Annotated in this window: 15 protein-coding genes; 12 read left to right on the top strand and 3 right to left on the bottom strand. The window is 59.1% G+C overall.

Features of this window, described 5'->3' with window-relative positions; translation table 11 throughout:
* The first annotated feature begins 42 nt into the window (after window positions 1–42).
* From FHR70_RS18290 to FHR70_RS18250, 9 genes are all read left to right on the top strand, one after another.
* On the top strand, window positions 43–456 hold the full coding sequence (locus FHR70_RS18290; RefSeq protein WP_183452828.1) for a hypothetical protein: 414 nt from the start codon (window positions 43–45) through the stop codon (window positions 454–456).
* Between the two features lie 74 nt (window positions 457–530).
* The gene (locus FHR70_RS18285) at window positions 531–821 is read left to right on the top strand and encodes a phage tail assembly chaperone (RefSeq protein ID WP_425487879.1); all 291 of its coding nucleotides are present in this window, start codon (window positions 531–533) and stop codon (window positions 819–821) included.
* Window positions 821–3,892 carry a phage tail length tape measure family protein gene (locus FHR70_RS18280; RefSeq protein ID WP_183452824.1) on the top strand — a complete coding sequence of 1,024 codons (3,072 nt, stop codon included), beginning with the start codon at window positions 821–823 and terminating at the stop codon, window positions 3,890–3,892. Before FHR70_RS18285 ends, FHR70_RS18280 begins: the two co-directional genes overlap by 1 nt.
* On the top strand, window positions 3,892–4,260 hold the full coding sequence (locus FHR70_RS18275; protein ID WP_183452822.1) for a hypothetical protein: 369 nt from the start codon (window positions 3,892–3,894) through the stop codon (window positions 4,258–4,260). Before FHR70_RS18280 ends, FHR70_RS18275 begins: the two co-directional genes overlap by 1 nt.
* Window position 4,261: 1 nt before the next feature.
* Window positions 4,262–4,786 (top strand): DUF1833 family protein, encoded by a 525-nt coding sequence (locus tag FHR70_RS18270; protein ID WP_183452819.1) that lies wholly within the window; start codon window positions 4,262–4,264, stop codon window positions 4,784–4,786.
* The gene (locus FHR70_RS18265; protein ID WP_183452817.1) at window positions 4,786–5,184 is read left to right on the top strand and encodes a hypothetical protein; all 399 of its coding nucleotides are present in this window, start codon (window positions 4,786–4,788) and stop codon (window positions 5,182–5,184) included. The genes FHR70_RS18270 and FHR70_RS18265 overlap by 1 nt, the downstream gene beginning before the upstream one ends.
* The gene (locus FHR70_RS18260) at window positions 5,181–9,023 is read left to right on the top strand and encodes a host specificity factor TipJ family phage tail protein (RefSeq protein WP_183452815.1); all 3,843 of its coding nucleotides are present in this window, start codon (window positions 5,181–5,183) and stop codon (window positions 9,021–9,023) included. Before FHR70_RS18265 ends, FHR70_RS18260 begins: the two co-directional genes overlap by 4 nt.
* Window positions 9,020–9,796: a hypothetical protein gene (locus tag FHR70_RS18255; RefSeq protein ID WP_183452813.1), complete on the top strand. Its 777-nt coding sequence runs from the start codon at window positions 9,020–9,022 to the stop codon at window positions 9,794–9,796. The genes FHR70_RS18260 and FHR70_RS18255 overlap by 4 nt, the downstream gene beginning before the upstream one ends.
* On the top strand, window positions 9,796–10,104 hold the full coding sequence (locus tag FHR70_RS18250; protein WP_183452811.1) for a hypothetical protein: 309 nt from the start codon (window positions 9,796–9,798) through the stop codon (window positions 10,102–10,104). The genes FHR70_RS18255 and FHR70_RS18250 overlap by 1 nt, the downstream gene beginning before the upstream one ends.
* 582 nt (window positions 10,105–10,686) lie before the next feature.
* Here FHR70_RS18250 and FHR70_RS18245 read toward each other — a convergent pair.
* Window positions 10,687–11,052 (bottom strand): hypothetical protein, encoded by a 366-nt coding sequence (locus tag FHR70_RS18245; RefSeq protein ID WP_210277697.1) that lies wholly within the window; start codon window positions 11,050–11,052, stop codon window positions 10,687–10,689.
* A 417-nt stretch (window positions 11,053–11,469) separates the two neighbouring features.
* On the opposite strand from FHR70_RS18245, the gene FHR70_RS18240 reads away from it, so the two are divergent.
* Window positions 11,470–13,023: a tetratricopeptide repeat protein gene (locus FHR70_RS18240; protein WP_210277696.1), complete on the top strand. Its 1,554-nt coding sequence runs from the start codon at window positions 11,470–11,472 to the stop codon at window positions 13,021–13,023.
* Window positions 12,984–14,123 (top strand): DegT/DnrJ/EryC1/StrS family aminotransferase, encoded by a 1,140-nt coding sequence (locus FHR70_RS18235; protein WP_343058844.1) that lies wholly within the window; start codon window positions 12,984–12,986, stop codon window positions 14,121–14,123. The genes FHR70_RS18240 and FHR70_RS18235 overlap by 40 nt, the downstream gene beginning before the upstream one ends.
* Window positions 14,124–14,221: 98 nt before the next feature.
* Here the strand turns inward: FHR70_RS18235 and FHR70_RS18230 are convergent, their stop codons facing one another.
* Both FHR70_RS18230 and FHR70_RS18225 read right to left on the bottom strand, forming a co-directional pair.
* Window positions 14,222–14,884 (bottom strand): acetyltransferase, encoded by a 663-nt coding sequence (locus FHR70_RS18230; protein WP_246408271.1) that lies wholly within the window; start codon window positions 14,882–14,884, stop codon window positions 14,222–14,224.
* A 128-nt stretch (window positions 14,885–15,012) separates the two neighbouring features.
* Complete coding sequence (locus FHR70_RS18225; protein WP_183452808.1) at window positions 15,013–15,774, bottom strand: M10 family metallopeptidase C-terminal domain-containing protein; 762 nt, start codon at window positions 15,772–15,774, stop codon at window positions 15,013–15,015.
* Window positions 15,775–15,964: 190 nt separating this feature from the next.
* Here FHR70_RS18225 and FHR70_RS18220 point away from each other — a divergent pair, with 190 nt between their 5' ends.
* On the top strand, window positions 15,965–16,645 hold the full coding sequence (locus tag FHR70_RS18220; RefSeq protein ID WP_183452806.1) for a peptidoglycan recognition protein family protein: 681 nt from the start codon (window positions 15,965–15,967) through the stop codon (window positions 16,643–16,645).
* The last annotated feature ends 8 nt before the right edge of the window (window positions 16,646–16,653 follow it).

Here is a 16,653-nt window from a genome sequence, read left to right as displayed (position 1 = left end):
CGATCAAACCCGGCAATCCGACATCAACCCGATTGGTGAGACATGAAGATCAGCGACATCAAAGCGATCAGCCGGCGCATGGAAAGCGGCGGCTGGGTCCGCAACCTCCCGAACCTGCCGCCCGAGATCGCCTTGAAGGTGAGGGCGTTCAACAACAGCGACTACCGCCGCCTGTTCGATCAGTACGGCAAAGAGTTGACCCCTGAGGAGGCCAAAGACCCGGCGGTGCAGGAAAAGACCTATGTTCGTCTCCTGCATGAAACCATTCTTGAGGAGTGGTTGGGCATCGAGGATGCGCCTTACTCCAAGGAGCGGGCGCTTGAGTTCCTAACCGATCCGGAAATGAAGGTCTTCCGTGAAGCGGTCGAACACGCAGCCTCTATCGTTGGGCGTCACGGCCTCGACAGCCTGGAGACCGACGCAAAAAACTCGCCAGCGCCCTCCGTTGGGAACTGACGTGGGGCCAGAAGATAGCCTACTACGCAGGCTTCGGGCGTGAATGCCCGGGGCCCGTCCCTCCTAAGCCCGATGTGCCCCCCCGCCTTGCGTTCTACTGGACAGCATGGCGCGAGCTGAGCACCGACCGGGAGACTGGCATGAGCCTTGGACGCATCCCGTTCACGGCCATCGCCAAATATGCCGAGTGCTACGGCATCCTTCCTGACATCGACGCCTTCGACCGCTTCCGGGTGATCATCCGGGCCATGGATTCCGAGTTCATCGCTGTCTCGAACATGAAGCCCGGCGAAATCTCCGCACAGGATCCTGACGCCGTGAAATCGCTGCTCAAACGAGCCGCTGAGGGCAAGCAAGGTACATAATGGCCACAGTCCAAGCTATCAAAGAACTGCTGCTCCGCTATCGGTCAGAAGGGGCCGATAAGGTTGCGGCTGATCTTGAGAAGACCGCTGCGGCACAGAAGAAGGTGATCGACGCGGCTGGCCTTGCCGCGAAGGTGACGGAGGATGCCACCCGCTCGCAAGTTTCCGCAGCGAAGGCCTATGAGCGGACCGTGGCGTCCGTTGACCCGGCGTTCCGCGCTCTCCAGCAGATGTCCCGCGGGCAGGCGATGCTTGATCGGGCGCTCGCACAAGGCGTCATCAATAACGACCAATATGCTGCATCCCTAGCGAGGATGCAGCAGCGATACGCGCCCCTAGCGGCTGCAAATAATAACCTTGTCGGGCAGACCGGCAACCTTGCTGCACAGTTCCAGGACATCGCCGTCCAGCTGCAGTCCGGCTCGAACCCCTTCACCATCGCTCTACAGCAGGGCACGCAGATTGCGGCTGTTCTTGGCGATACTCCGGGCGGCGCACGTGGCGCGGTGAAGGCCCTTGGTGCGGCGTTCCTGTCCGTCATCAGCCCGGTCAGCCTCCTGACCATCGGCGCCATTGCCGCCGGCGGTGCGCTGGTCCAGTACATGACCGGCGCCGAAGAGAAGGTCGAAAGCCTCGACGACAAGCTCAATGCCCATGCTGATCTCATCAAGGGCATTGCATCGGCCTATGGTGAGGCAGGCAAGGGACTGGAGGAATACGCGGCGGAGAGCGGGCGCGTTCTGGAGGGCCAGCTCAGGGCTCAGACCGAACGCCTGAAGGCGGAACTCGGGCGCATAACCGGTGAGATGTACGCCGGCTTCTCCGTCACGACAGGTCCAGCCTACACGGACCCGATGGGCAATGCCTTCGGCGGCGCCGACACGGCCATCAATTCCAAGTTCGCAGCGTTCCAGAGTGCCTTCGAGGCTTTCAACGCCTCGGTCGCCAGAGGGGAGCCGAACATCCGGCTCTTCCGGGAAGAGGTCGCCCGCATCATGGCGGCTGCGGCCGACAACACGGCCCTGCAACTTCTCGGCAGCGAACTCCTGAAGGGCTCGGAAGCCGCCTTCAAGATCGCAGAGGCGCTCGACAAATCGCAAGCAGCCATGCGCCTGACATCCGGCGCGGCGGCAGATGGCGCTGGCAACGTCAAGGAATTCACCTCCGCCATGGAGGCGCTCGCCAAGGTTGGCTTGCCGAACCTGACCGAGCAGCAAAAGGCGCTTCAGGAATACCGTCGCGCCGTCGGCGCTTTGGCGGATGAAGATTTCGACGGGCGCAACCGGGCCAAGAGGGCCTATGACGAGGCGGTCGAACGGGCCAACACGCGCGATGCGGAGAAGATCGCCCAGGATGCGCAGAAGCAGGCTGAGGCCGATGCGAAGAGGCGTTCACAGGGCTGGGATCGGTCGACCGATCGCATTCAAGATCAGATCAGGGCTCTGGAGCAGCAAGCCGCTACCTTTGGTATGGGTGCTGCGGAGGCGGCCCGGTACCGCGCGGAACAGGAGCTAATCAACGCGGCCATCGAGGCTCAAATCCCGCTGACGGGTGACCTTCAGCGATGGATACAGGCGACAGCCAACAGAGCAGGTGAGGCGGCTGAGGGCCTGGAGAAGGTCAAGACGGCAGCGGACTGGTCCAACTTCACGACTGGCACGCTCAAAGGCTTCATATCGGATTTGCGGAGCGCGAAGTCCGGAGCCGACGCATTCGCGAACGCTTTGGAGAGGATCGCTGATCGTTTCCTCGACATGACCCTGAACTGGGCAATGGGGAATGGCCCTAATCCGTTCAGCTTCCTTGGCAGCAACGCGCCTTCATACGTGCCGATGGCTAAGGGTGGCTATGGCCCTGAGCTTCCTGCGCAGGCATTCGCTGGAATGGGCAAGCTGCCTGAGGTGATCACTTCGGCTGTAGAGCCCCTCAAGACCGCGGCCAATTCTGTTGCTTCCATTGCTGGAAATGGCCTCAGCGCAGTCGAAAGCTATGTCAGGCAGGCAGCATCCATCCGTGGCATTGACCCAGATGTGGCCGCTCGCGTCATCAAGCAGGAGAGCGGGTTCCGCTTCGACGCACTTGGCGACAACGGGATGTCCTATGGCCCAATGCAGCTCTACACGGGCGGCGGGCTCGGGAATACGGCCCTAGCGAAGGGCATTAACGTCCGTGATCCCTCCACCTGGCAGCAGCAGGTTGATTTCGGCATGGATGTCGTCGCCAAGGACGGATGGCGGCAGTGGTACGGCGCCCGCGACATCGGCGTTAGCCGCTGGCAGGGCATCAACCGAAATGGCCCTCAGGCCTTCAACGGCTCGGCCGGCGCCGACAATCTAGCGGGCGGTATGGGTGCCGACCTGCAGCAACTCTCCGGCAATTTCAATCAGCTCTCGCAGAGCATGAGCAGCGCGACTCCGCAGATCACGCAGAGCCTGACCGGCCTCGGCAACATTACCCAGCAGGGTGGTGATATGGTCGGAACTGCCCTGGAAGGGACGGCGTCCACCATCGGGCAGGGAGCCAATGGCATCGGTCAGGCCATCAACCAGCTTGGTCAGTCACTGAGCGCTGGAGGCGGCGGCGGTGGCTTCGGCGGGCTCGGCAGCCTCTTCGGTGGTGGAGGAGGATATGACTGGGGCAGTTTCTCTACAGGCCTTGACTTCAGTGGTCTCTCGTTCGGCTTCCACAGCGGCGGGCTCGTGGGACGGGATCACTCCTTCAAGCGCTACATTCACCCGGCCTATTACGATGACGCTCCCCGCTATCACTCCGGCCTTCGCCCTGACGAGGTGCCGGCCATCCTGCAAAAGGGCGAATGGGTTTTGTCGAAGGACGATGTGGCCGGGATCAAGAACGGCGGGAAGGGCGCTGAAGGCGGGATTACGGTTAACAACAACGTCGTCAACAATTCGGGCGCTGCGGTCAAATCCGAAGCCCGGGAGAATGACGATGGCAGCATTGATATTGTGACGGTCATCGAAGAGACCGCCAAAGGCGCCGTCCGCAAAGACGCGATGCGCAACGGACCGACATCGCGCCAGCTCGGCGCCGGCTTTAACGGGAGAGGCTGATGGTTGCTTGGCCCGTGAGCCTGCCCATTGAGGTCGTGCAGGACGGAACCGGGATCGTGCGCCTGACGCCACCTCCGATCAGGACCGACATGGAGGACGGCCCAGGCCGCGCCCGCCGCCGCTCCACGACCACCTGGAGCGACGTGAACGTCCGCCTGAAGCTCACCCACGCGGAATTCCTGACCTTCCAGGCATTCCACCGTGACACCCTGAACCATGGCGCCTCACGCTTCACGATGCCGGTGTGGAAGCCCGGCGTGTCGGCTCCTTACCCGGAGAAGACCGTGATGCTCATTGATGAGCCTCAGGTCGATGACGTGATTGCCTGGGTCTACGTCACCCTACCTCTGAGAGCGCGCGACTACTGACATGGCGAAAGATCGTCTGACGATGGCGATGGAGGAAGCCTATGCCTCCGCGCCGCAGGATGTCGTATTCCTGCACACGATTGAACTGAACATCCCCGGTGACGATGGACCTGCTCGCTTTGTTGTCGGTGATGAGGGTGATGCTAACGGTCTCGTGTATCTCACGCTTGAGACCGGGGCGACCGTGCCGTTCACGGCCACTGCCTTTGATGCGATACCACCCGGCGCCGACAATGATGGCCCGACGGATGGCACGCTTGTGATCGATGGCGTGTCAGGCGAGCTTGCCGAGGTCCTTGAAAACGCGGCCGTTATGGCTGGCACAATCACGGCAATCTATAGAAATTATCGGTCCGATGCCCGGTTCGAGCCTGGCGAGGTGATTTCCGATCTCAGGGTCAAGTCCGCAAGCGTCACAGAAACCCGTGTCGAGGGTGCGTTCGGCTTCGACGACGTCGGTTCTCAGGCCTTCCCCCGCGATACCTACGACAAAGACCATTATCCGGGCCTCTACGAAGCTCAATAATGCCTCAAGACCGTCTCGCCTATCTCAACGCCCTCGGCTCGCTGCCGTGGTCGCAGGAGAACACCTGCTGGCATTTCGTGCAGCGCGTGCGCCGCGACCTGTTCGGCGTCGATGATCTCCCGACGATCGCGCCCGATCTCGTGAGCCATCCCGAGCGCCGCAAAGCCATCTTCGATAGTCATTCCGCCCGCTCCGATTGGATCGAGGTCAAGACACCTCAGGACGGCGATCTCGCCATCATGACCAAGGCTCATGACCTACACGTCGGGATCTGGCTCCTTGTCGGAAGCCGGGGGCTGATCTGGCACTCCGACATCGGCCACAACCTCGTCTCCGAGACGATCATGGAAGTCACCCAGCTTCGGCGCTGGAAGCTCACCTTCTACAGGCACGCATGACCCTTATCGCTCAACGTGCCCTGATCTCCCGCGCGGAGGTCAGGCCGGATCATCATATCCAGGATCGGCGCCGCCGGCGGCTGTCCACGCTGGTCAGGCGGCACGCCGACCGGTCGCGCAGCTTCATCGTCTCTGTGCATCGCATGGGCCAGCCGGTCGCTCCGACCAGCGTGGATGTCGTGCTCAAAGGCGAGTGGAAGGACAAACTCGTCGGGCCGCAGGATATCGTTCTGATCACGTATCTGCCCCAGGGCGGGAAGGGCGGCGGCGGCCAGATCCTGATGGCGATTGCCGCCATTGCGCTATCCATCATCGTGCCGTTCGCCGTGGCTGCGGTCCCCGGGCTCGGGGCGGTCGGTGGCGGTCTGACCTTCGCCGGTAAGCTCGTCTCGACCGGCATCATCATGGGCAGCATGGCGCTGCTCAGTTCGGCCTTCAAGCCCAAGGCGAACAAGCCTAGCGAAGACTCCAAGCCAGTCTATGGCGTCAGCGGCGGCGGGAACCTGCCAAGGCCGGGCGACCGCATCCCGCGCCTGTATGGCCGCTGCTGGACGGTGCCGGACCTCTCCCAAAGCGACTACTTCGAGTACCAGGGCGAACACCAGATCCTGCGCAAACGCATGACTGTCACGCTCGGCAGGGCGAAGATCTATGCGGTGCGTGTGAACGGGCAAACCCTGGCCCGCTGGCCCGCCGGCATCTCATCGGGCCGGTTCCCGAGCGAGAGCATCCGCGCCGCCTTCGAAGGCTCGAAGGTCGGCGTCATCGGGCCCGGCGTCACGTCCGATCTTGTGCCGGGCGATGTTCTGACCTCGCCCAACGTACAGGGCAACGAGCTCGTGCGGCCGGACAGCCCCATCGCGGATTGGACCGGCCCGTTTCTGGTCGCCGATCCTGACGTCACGGTCAACAAGATCCAGCTCGATATCTCGGCTCCGCAGGGCGCCTATTACTCAGGCGTCAATTCCAAGGGCGGGTTTGAGGCTGCGGTCCCGATTGCCTGGGAATTCCAATATGCTGCAGTCAATGATTTCGGTGACAGGGTAGGCGACTGGAAGACCCTCCACGCCTGGACCAGAAACAACGGGATCTTGTCGAAGCGCCCGTTGCGCTGGACACACATCCTGAACGTCCCGGAAGGGCGGTACATGGTCCGGGGCCGCAATCTCAGGTCGGATGAGCCGCCGAACGACAAGGTAACGTTCATCGCCAATGCGCTGCAATGGGATGGACTGCGCGGCCACATCAATGACAAGCGCGTCCGCCCCCACGTCACCGAGATCGCCATCGAGGTCAAGTCGTCGGAAGCGCTCGGCGTCACGTCCTTCGCCAACATCGAGGTAGAAGCCTCCAGCATCCTTCCGGTGTGGAACGGTGCGGGCTGGGTCAACGAGGAAACGAACAAAGCGGTTTGGGTCTACGCCGATGTCATGCGCAACGCCACTTACGGCGCGGCCATCCCGGACGCCTCCCTCGATCTCGACACCCTGAAATTCTATGCCGATACCCTTGGACGCTTCGATACCTTCAACGGCGTCATCCGCGGGCCTGACAGTGTGTGGAATGTCGCGAGCACGGTGTTGTTCCCTCTGCGGGCCGAACCGGTGCAGCTCGGGCGCATGTGGTCGCTTGTGCGCGACGACCGCAAGGACCTTCGACCGCATGTCATCACCTCACGGCAGATCGTCGGCGGGTCGAGCGGCCTGACCTTCGATCTGGACCCTGATAACGGCGAGTCGCACTACATTGCCGAGTACTACGACCGGGGCGATCCGCGCCGCTTGGTGCAGCTGGATGACGTGGTCTATGGCAACACCAGCCTGACCCCAACCCGCCGGAGCCTCTTCGGCATCACGAACCAAGCTCATGCGCAGCACATCACACGCTGGCTCGCCTCGTCCGCCTTCTATCGGCGGCAGAGCGTGCGGTTCCAGACCGAGTATGACGGACGCATCTACAAGCGCGGCGATCCTATCTCGGTCGAGACGTGGTTCGCCTCCAAGATGCAGATTGCTTCGGTTGTGGACCGAGTGGGGGACACGCTGCTGCTCGACCGGTCCGTTACGGTGGCGGCAAGCGACCGGATCGTTCTGCGGGATCGTAGCGGCCGCCAATGGGGACCGGTGGATATCGAAACGGTGGGCACCACCGACGAGATCACGCTCAACTCTGCCAGCCGGGCATCTGTCGAGGCCTTCACCGGCCTGACGTTGGACAAGGTCATCGCCCTCGACACCATGGAAGAAACCACGGTGCAGATCGGTGCGGGTTCGACCTTGACCCGGCACTTCCTGGTCAAGACCGCCAAGCCGTCAGGCCGCGACCGGATGGATATCGAGGCTGTCATCGACCGCCAGGAGGTTTGGGACATCCTGGATGAGCCGATCATCGATGTCCCCGACCCCAGTGACGCGCCGGATCCACTTCCGCCTGACAACATCACAGTGGCCGAGCGGTTGTATCTGGAATCGGACGAGATCCGGGCGGCCGCCATGATTTTCTGGCGGCGGACCGATCCTCGAGCGCTCACCTTCGAGGTCGAGTATCGGATCGACTTCAGGCAGCCGGATTTCGACACCGATCCCGAAGTGACGCCGGAGGAAACCGCGACGGATGGCCAATGGGTTCCGGTGGGAGCGACCAGCGGGACGTCCATCGAGATCCTGGATATCCCGGCGTCTCAGATCGATATCCGCGTCAGGTCGATCTACTCGGCCACGGGCATTTCTTCATGGGCCTATCGGAACAACGTCCAGATTGCCGGAGTGCTCGCGCCACCGAGCGATGTGACGGGCTTTGAGGCTTCCGTTCTGGGCGATCTGATGACGCTGGCCTGGAACGCGGTCAGCGACATCCATCTTCAACACTACGAGCTCCGGTTCTCGCCAAACCTGTCCGGTGTTGAGTGGGGCACGGCGGTGCCGCTGATCTCTCGCGTGACAACGCCGGGGGCGCAGGTGCCGGCGGCTTCCGGCACCTATTTGGTCAAGGCCGTGAGCCGGGCGGGGATTACGAGTGCGCATGCCGCTTTCGTGGTCTCAGACGTTGCTGGAATATCGCAGCTCAATGCCGTCGAGAGGTTCATAGAACAACCGGGCTTTTCAGGGGCCAAGACCGACCTTGTTATCAACACCACCTTCGGAGGGCTTCAGCTCACCTATTCCGAAGACGTGTACGCTCGTGAAGACTGGTATGCGCCTGGACAGGATTGGTACCTGGGCTCCGAAGGGCTTGTACCAGAGGGAACCTATACGTTCCCCCAAACTCTGGACCTCGGCGGGGTCTATACCTCTCGCCTGACAGCCGTCATTGACGCTTTCGGTATCAACCTCACAGACGACATCTACGCAGTCACCGATGTCTACGCTATGGAGGATTTCTACCAGACCGCTGCCGCATCGCTGTGGGACGCCTGGCTAGAATACCGGGTCACGAACGACGACCCGGCAGGAGCCCCGGTCTGGGGTGAATGGCGCACCTTCGTCATCGGCGATGTCACGGCCCGGGCGTTCCAGTTCAGGATGAAACTGGCCTCCTACGAGTTTGGTGTCACCCCCATCGTGACCCGCCTTGAGGTGTCAATCGATATGCCCGACCGCGTGATCGCCGGCGACGATATTGCCGTCCCGGCCGCGGGGCTGCGCATTCAATACGTGCCGCCGTTCATCGGCTTCGAAGGCTTGGCGACGACGGGGCAGGGCATGGCCTCAGGGGATCGCCTGGAGATCACCAACAAGGACACGACCGGCTTCGATGCCCGGTTCTTCAGTTCAGCAGGAACGCCCGTCTCGCGCACGCTTGATTACGTGGCGAAGGGTTATGGAAGGAGAGAGTCATGAGCCAACCGACCTTGGGCCAATGGGGCTTGCACCCGACAGGGCCGGGGAGTGGTGCCCAAGTCGCGGCACGCGCGAACGCGACATTTAATGCTCTACTGTCAGAGCATTCAGGGGCCACGGAGCCGATCTACAAGGTCGTGGGCACCACCTGGGCTGATACGTCGGCCGCCGGGAAGATCACGCGAAAATATTGGACCGGCAGCGCCTGGCGCACGCTGATGGTGATCGACACGGCGACTGGCTCTATTACCCTGACCGGATCAGGGTGGCGAGAAATCTACAACATTCGCACCACGGCCGTAGGTGGTGCGATCATCATTCCGATCCCATCCGATGTCTATAAACTGCACATCGAGGCATCCTTCTTCACGACTGTCGCCGATACTTTCGTGATGGGTCGTATCAGCCAGGACAATGGAACCACCTATCTACAGGCGGCTGATCAGTATAGGGCCCGCTACGGCGGCAGCAACGGGGCAGCGTGGTTTGCAAGCGGTGATGTGACTGAGTCATACATGCGTGTGGGCGCGGCAGCGGGCCCCACCGTCCCCGCCATTACGTCGATCGAGATTGACCTATGGAACGATCTAGCGGCTTCAAAAGGCACGACTTGGCGCTCCGAGCACTCAGGGTTCCACTCGACCCAATTCAACAACGTTAACCTCTCGTCTGGTTACACCCGAAACCAAACGGGCCGCCCGACGCATCTCATGCTCTACCCCCTCAGCGGGCAGATCGCCGCTGGCTCAACCGTTATCGTGGAGGGACGCTGATGCTTATTTATGTAGGTGAGGAACTTGTCGAGGTGCCGGAGAGCTTCGCAGATAATCTCGTCACAGAAGTCTTGCCAGAGCAGCCCAAGCCGCGCATCTACAAGGCACCCATGTTCCGCAGGATGACAGATGCGGAGTATGACGCCTATCTCCAGATCAGGGCAGGCTTCCCGCCAAGACTGCAGGCGATCTTTGACGCGGCGGAGTACCTGTCATCGAATGACGAGTTCTGGCCGGCGCTTGTGGCAGCGGCAGAGCATGCCTACGGGGCAGAGCGGGCAGCGGAGTTGCTATCGCCTAGCGCCTGATCTGGTGCAGCGCAGCTTCGGCAGACGTCCGCGTGGCCGTGTGCCTATCCAGTGCGGCTTTGGAACGCGAGGCTTCAGCCTCACTTAGGTCGCGTAAGTACATTAGAAGACCCTCCGGTGTTGAGATACCTGCATTCAATACTCTAGCTGCGACTCTCCACGCATCAACCTCTGCTTTAAGACGGGCAATCTCATTTTGCCTCGTCTTGCCAGAGGAAGCATTCAGCTCAACTATATTCGAAACCATCACGGTAATTCCCTCTAGGTTGGTACCTTAATAACGTATCTGTAGCCGTTGATCTAGGTTCAACTCCGTCTGTTTCAGACATCATGAGGCCTCTATGACTACCGAGAGTTCTCAGCGTAGAACTGACCTCCGCCTAGGGCGTGCAGCAGAACGACGTTTAGAGGGCAGGGTGCCCTGGAACACATAGGTCCATAGGAAAGCCCCTTCGGAGCCAGGTCACCAGCGCCTAGGGTTGAATTATTGTGCGGATGCGGGCTCAGGCTGTCGGGATCAGCGACCAGCAACTCAATGAATTAATCGTTCCTGCCGCCAATCTGCCGGCATGATGGAGGTCCTCAAGGAAGCCAGAAGGACCGCAAGCTCCCTTGGTGGCTTAGCAGGTTCCAGGCATCGAGCAGAGGATCCCGCGAGCTATCAAGGTAGTCGCGAGCATTTCGGACCCATGCGTCCAAGAGCGCACCGGCTGCTTCTGACTTGCCGAAATAGAGTGGGCCTGTGTGGATAGCGCCGCCCTCTTTGCGGCGAGCGGCGAAGTCGGCATCGATCCGGCTGAATACAACAGGGAAACGGTCAATGAAGGTTTCCGGATCCAGCCACACAATCGGCCGGTCGAACTTGTGCCAGATCCGGCGGACGAACTCCGCCCTCGTCTCATCTCCTGAGGTCTCTTCGATGACCGAGGCCACGGCATGAAGTTTCATGCTATCTTCAAGCTGCAGGGCGGCCTTCTCCGCAGCACTACCTTTTTTATAGCGGCAGGCTACGATGAAGCGCTTCTGGGTTGTTGGGGCAAGAGCATGATTTGACTTCATATCTGTTGCTTACTCTACGGCACCCCCGCCCGACAAGGCGCAATTTAGCGACCTTTGACATGTCGCCGCTCATGAAAAGACCGGCCGAAGGATCTTGGAGTTCCCAGCGTCCGCTGGTATGCCAACCCTTTGGTCAAGCCCAGCTAATTCGATGTATGGCGCCGGAGAATAAGCATCGACCCGAGTAACTTTACATCATAGGACTGGCTAGCGACCTGAGGGCTGATCTCGAGGGACAACGTCGCACGCGCCTAGTCAAAAGAGATCAATCGAATTAGGAATTGTTGGCGGATTAGAGATAGAATTATGTGGTTTCAGCGTCCAATCGAAAGGTTTCTCCGGCCCAAGGCTATCGATCCAATGGATGATCGAGTTCACGCTGCTAATGAAATAGAGCAGTATCGCTTTGACTGGATTGATATCCAGGTGCCTGAGGATCATTGGTCAGGTGAGATTAAGCAGAAGGTCGCGGATGCCATGTTGGCGGCCGGGTACGCTGCAGTCAATTCGGGCGAATTCGACAGGCTTGATAAGCTGTATGCTGAGTTCTCTGCTTTGTACCCGAAATTGATATCCGAGAGATCGGATCTGGATCGAGGGGCGGCAGTCTATTCTCTTCTTTACATTATGTTATGGCGCAGGACCCAAGTCCTGTCCAATCTCAAGACGTTTAACGTGGACGTCGTTGCTCCTTTCGCCGAATTTATTTCCAACAACTTCGAGAAACGGGTTCCTCATCTAAGCTCGAGCAACGCCCCGAGGATTGCGTATCTTACGGAAAGCAACAACCTGGACGGGGCAAATGCTGTTGGACGCATCACTGTGTCTCTGATCCTGGGGCAGCAACAACTTCGCGAGAGCAATAATTGGCCATATCTGTATTGTATCAATGAGCCACTTGAATCCCTTTTAAATTTTGCTTCCGAGCACGGGATCCAAGTCCGGAACATGGCGCGTACAACACCGACAGCTACCGCGGAGGCGGTAATCGATCAGGCCATGGCGGACGAAATCGACATTCTCATTTCAGACAATTCTAGCGCTGTCGCAACGATTGCTTTTCAACGCCGAGCGGCCCCAGTCCAGGCCTTTCATGAGAACGGGTTTGCGGCGTGGGCTATCCCCGAGCTCGATCTGATCTTCCTTGGCATCACCAAATCTGCCTCTGGATTGGTTTCGGAAAACGTGCAGGCAGTGCGGACCCCGAGAAATACGGCTCACATCTTCCAGAGAATTGCTAGACCTAGTGAGAGCATTGAGAGCTTTCGGAACTTCCTTGCAGTCGAATCCGGCGTCTCATCCCCGAGTACCGTGTATGGCGTCTATGGCCGAATGGCCAAGGTGACCAAAGAGTATATGTGCCTGGTCGAGCAAATTCTTATCAATACACCCAACGCAATATTTTTTGCTGGTGGAACTGGTGTAAGTTCTGCAGTTTATGAGAAGAAAGAGACATCTCCGGTTGGTAGTAGAATGGTTGTTCTGAATGAATTTGTGGACGGCCATATCGTCTCAGAATGCATCGACGTGTTTCTTGATACATTCCCCTTTCCGGGGGGAATGTCTTGCATTGAGGCCCAAGCTCGCAATGTTCCCGTTGTCTGGATGGCAAGCCAAACAGAAGAAGGGTTTGCTATAATTGCAGAGCAGCGCGATTACGCCCTTAGCGCCTCAAACGGTCAGCAGTACGTACACTTGGCGATCGGCCTCGATATTCACATGAGGCGGGAACAGGCGGGAGAAGTCGCGGGAAACATTGCGAAGAAGTTTGGGAATATGACAGAGCAGGCAAAATTGGTTGAGCATCATCTTTCGGAGGTATGGGAACGTACTCGCGTCAAGCAAAGGAGCGCCCGTTGAGCCCGATCCCTGTTGCTCGCCCACTCATGCCTCCGGCTGAGGCGCTGCTTCCCTACCTTAGGCGCGTTGATGCTAATCGGACTTACACCAACTTTGGGCCTCTAGTTACCGAGCTTGAGACGAGATTGGCGAGACGGCTGGATATATCCCCTGAGTGCATTGTCACAGTTTCGAACGCGACGGTGGGTCTTACCCTCGCGCTACAAGCGGTTGCAAAGGGCCAGAGTGGTATATGTCTTATCCCAGCGTGGACATTTGTTGCGACGGCCCATGCTGTTGTTGCGGCTGGGCTGGAGCCTGTTCTTCTGGACGTTGATGAGCAGACTTGGGCGATTACCCCTGATGCGGTACACGCTGCAATTTCTAAGGTTGAGGGACGTGTTGCCGCTGTGATGGTTGTCGCTCCGTTTGGAGCGCCTCTGGATGTGAATGTCTGGGACGAGTTTACAGCAACTACAGGAATTCCAACAATTGTTGATGCGGCTGCCGCCCACGACACTGTTCAGGTTGGATATAGCCCCTCTGTAGTGAGTCTGCATGCTACGAAAGTCCTTGGAGCAGGAGAGGGTGGCTACGTTGTGAGCCGTGACCCTCGACTGATCGTTGATGTGAAGAAGCGAAGTAACTTCGGGTTCTATGGCTCCAGGAATGCCCAAGTGGAGGCGCAGAATGGTAAGTTGAGCGAATACCATGCAGCTGTGGGCCTCGCTTCGATGGATTGCTATGGCGATACAGTTGGGCGGTTCAAACGTATTGCTCAACAATACCGCTCGACCCTCCATGCAAGAGGATATGCCGAGCTTCAGGAAGGGTTTGGCGAGAGCTGGATCGGCTCTGTTTGCGTTGTTCGTTTCAGGCACCGTGATCAACAAGCCATTGCAAAGTCTCTCTCAACGAAAGGCATCGACTCCCGAGCTTGGTGGGGCGATGGGATCCACAATCAATCAGCGTTCCAGAACCTGAAACGCTTCGACGTATCGACTACTGATCGGCTCTCCAAAGAGACATTAGGTCTACCCTTTTTCGTGGATATGACCTGTAGCGAAGTGGACGCCGTGGCGGAGCAGGTAATTTTCGGGCTAGAGAGTTCCACTAGCTAAGGCAATAGTGTCGCTTCAGTCGTGGCTAATGACGAGGATCGGTCTGGTCGCGCTCCGAGCCACCGATGGGGCGGAGCGGGTGGTCAGCTTCTTACATCCTATCGTTCCAGCACCCGAGCCGGGTTCCCCACCACAACTACGTCTGGAAGAACGTCATTTGTGACGACCGCTCCCATGCCGATAGTGGCGCCGCGGCCAATCCTAATCCCTTGCTTGAGAAAAGCGCCGGTCCCTACATACACGTCATCTTCAATGGTGACATTGCCGTTGCAGTTCACGCGCGGCGCGAAGGTCACGAAATCACCTATAACGCAATCATGGGCAACGTAAGAATAGATGTTGCATTGGAAGTGCTGGCCAATACGGGCGTTGCTGGTGCACATCGAATAATCGCAGAAGACAGAGCCCTCTCCAATCTTGTTATCGCGGAGCAGACGAACAGTAGGGGCTTGAAGCGAGCCAAACCGCAATCCTGCGGCTTTGCATTTGGCAGCTAGGTTGCGGCGCCCATCGCTACTGCCAACGGCTAGAACAACCTCCCGGTCAATATGCTGAGGAGAGATTAAGTCATCGAAAGAGATGACGCGGATATGATTGATGACGGAGCCGTGTTCGCTCGGAATATCAGAGACGAAGACCACATCAGCATCCATAGAGGAGGCGAGGGGCTCAATTTCGCGGCCGAAGCCTCCGCACCCGTATATTGCAATCCTGATATTGCGCATGGCCACAATGCTGGCACAGGCGAACCATCGAGACAAGTTCCCCCTCATCACGAGGACACCACGACCACCAAGAGGAGGGGCTTAGCCTTCAGTGTCGGAGGGCTTGGGGGCAGGGAGGGCGCAGGTTGCCAGGAGGGCGCTCGTTGAAGCGCCCTCCGTTCGATTTAAAGGTAGAAATAGCTCTTTGTGACAACAGAGACGTTCGCGAGGGTCAGCTCAAAATCAGCAACGGCATCCCCATTCACGTCACCCTCTATATATGAATCGCCCGCATAAGCATCGTAACGTAGCTGGCCTTTGGTGCCTGAGAACTCTGCAGTGCCGATAAATATGAAGGCTTGATTCCCAGAGACTCCGGTCTTGGCATCGATCTTCGAAAGATCAACCTTATCGCCCTGAGATCTGGAGAAGTCCGTGATGTAGTCGTTGTTGTAGCCGCGGGACTCAGACACCGACTTGAATACGAACCTATCGGCTCCCTTGCCGCCTGACAGCCAATCGGCACCGCCGCCGCCCGCGATCGTATCGTTGCCGTTGAACCCGCTCAGACTGTCGTCGTAGCGACCGCCCGTAATCTGATCGCGCCCTGACAAGGCAGATCTGAGGGCGCTTAGATCGTCACTGGTCGAGTAGGTTGATGCAGCGTCGACCAGCTTTGACACTGAAATTTTGACACCAGTTAAAGAGGCGGTTTTGCGCCCACCTTCAACGCCGGTGTAGCTGGTGACCGTTCCGCCGGTTGGAATCCCGGTGGCGTCGTAGGTGAACCCATGGCCTTCAAACTTGTCCCATGAGCGCTTGAGCGACCCGTATATAGCTTTGAAGGTCGTCGAAGAACGCTCGTAGCTGTCTGCTTCCACGAGCCAGCTCAGATTGAAATTGTATAGCTTGAACCCTTCGGTTCCTGACCACGTGAACTTAGCCATCTATGCCCCTTACGTAGGGTTATCCCCTAGCCTCGATCTCTATTCTGAAACCGCGACTGCGGCAACAACGCCTCTCTGAGGCATCTTTTCACATATTACGAGGACCCCATCACCACCGAGACACTCGGGGGCGCTTTCGTGCGCCTGACGGTCCTCTAGCCAGCCTTCCTCAACCACACAGGAGACTTCCATGAACGTCGCTGAGATCCAGCGCGCTCTCTTGGCGCGTGGCTATGACCCCGGACCCATTGACGGCGATCTAGGGCCGAAGACCCGCAAGGCAGTCGAAGCTTTCCAGAGGGAGCACGGACTGAAGGCGGATGGTATCGCCGGTCCTGTGACCCTCGGCGCTCTGGCTTCTCTGACGCCTGAGATGACCGTCAAGTCGCCATCGGCTCCGAAGAAGGGGCGCCCGATCCATACCCTCGTCTGGCACTGCACGGCTACCCCAGAGGGCAGGGAGTTCACCCGGGCGGACATCGACAAGATGCACCGGGCCCGCGGCTTCACCGGCATCGGCTACCACAAGCTGGTGCATCTCGACGGCTCTATCTCTGATGGCCGTCCGGAATCCCAGGTCGGTGCACACGTCTCCGGCCATAACACCGGGACCATCGGCTACTCTTACGTTGGCGGCTTGGACGCCAAGGGTAAGCCCAAGGATACCCGCACCCCCGAGCAGATGCAGACGATGATCCGGCTAACCCGGGAGGCAGCAGCCAAGTACGCGCTGCGGGCTGTCGTCGGGCACCGCGACCTTTCTCCAGACCTCGATGCAGACGGAATGATCGAGCCCCACGAGTGGGTGAAGGTCTGCCCCTGCTTCAATGCCATCGCTGAATACGGCGCACTCCTGAAGGAAGTCGCCTGACCCTCCCG

It is taken from the genome of Microvirga lupini (assembly GCF_014191055.1).
Lineage (GTDB): Bacteria > Pseudomonadota > Alphaproteobacteria > Rhizobiales > Beijerinckiaceae > Microvirga > Microvirga lupini_A.
Note: the sequence above shows the minus strand (reverse complement) of the source record. Positions and strands in the feature narration are given on the sequence as shown.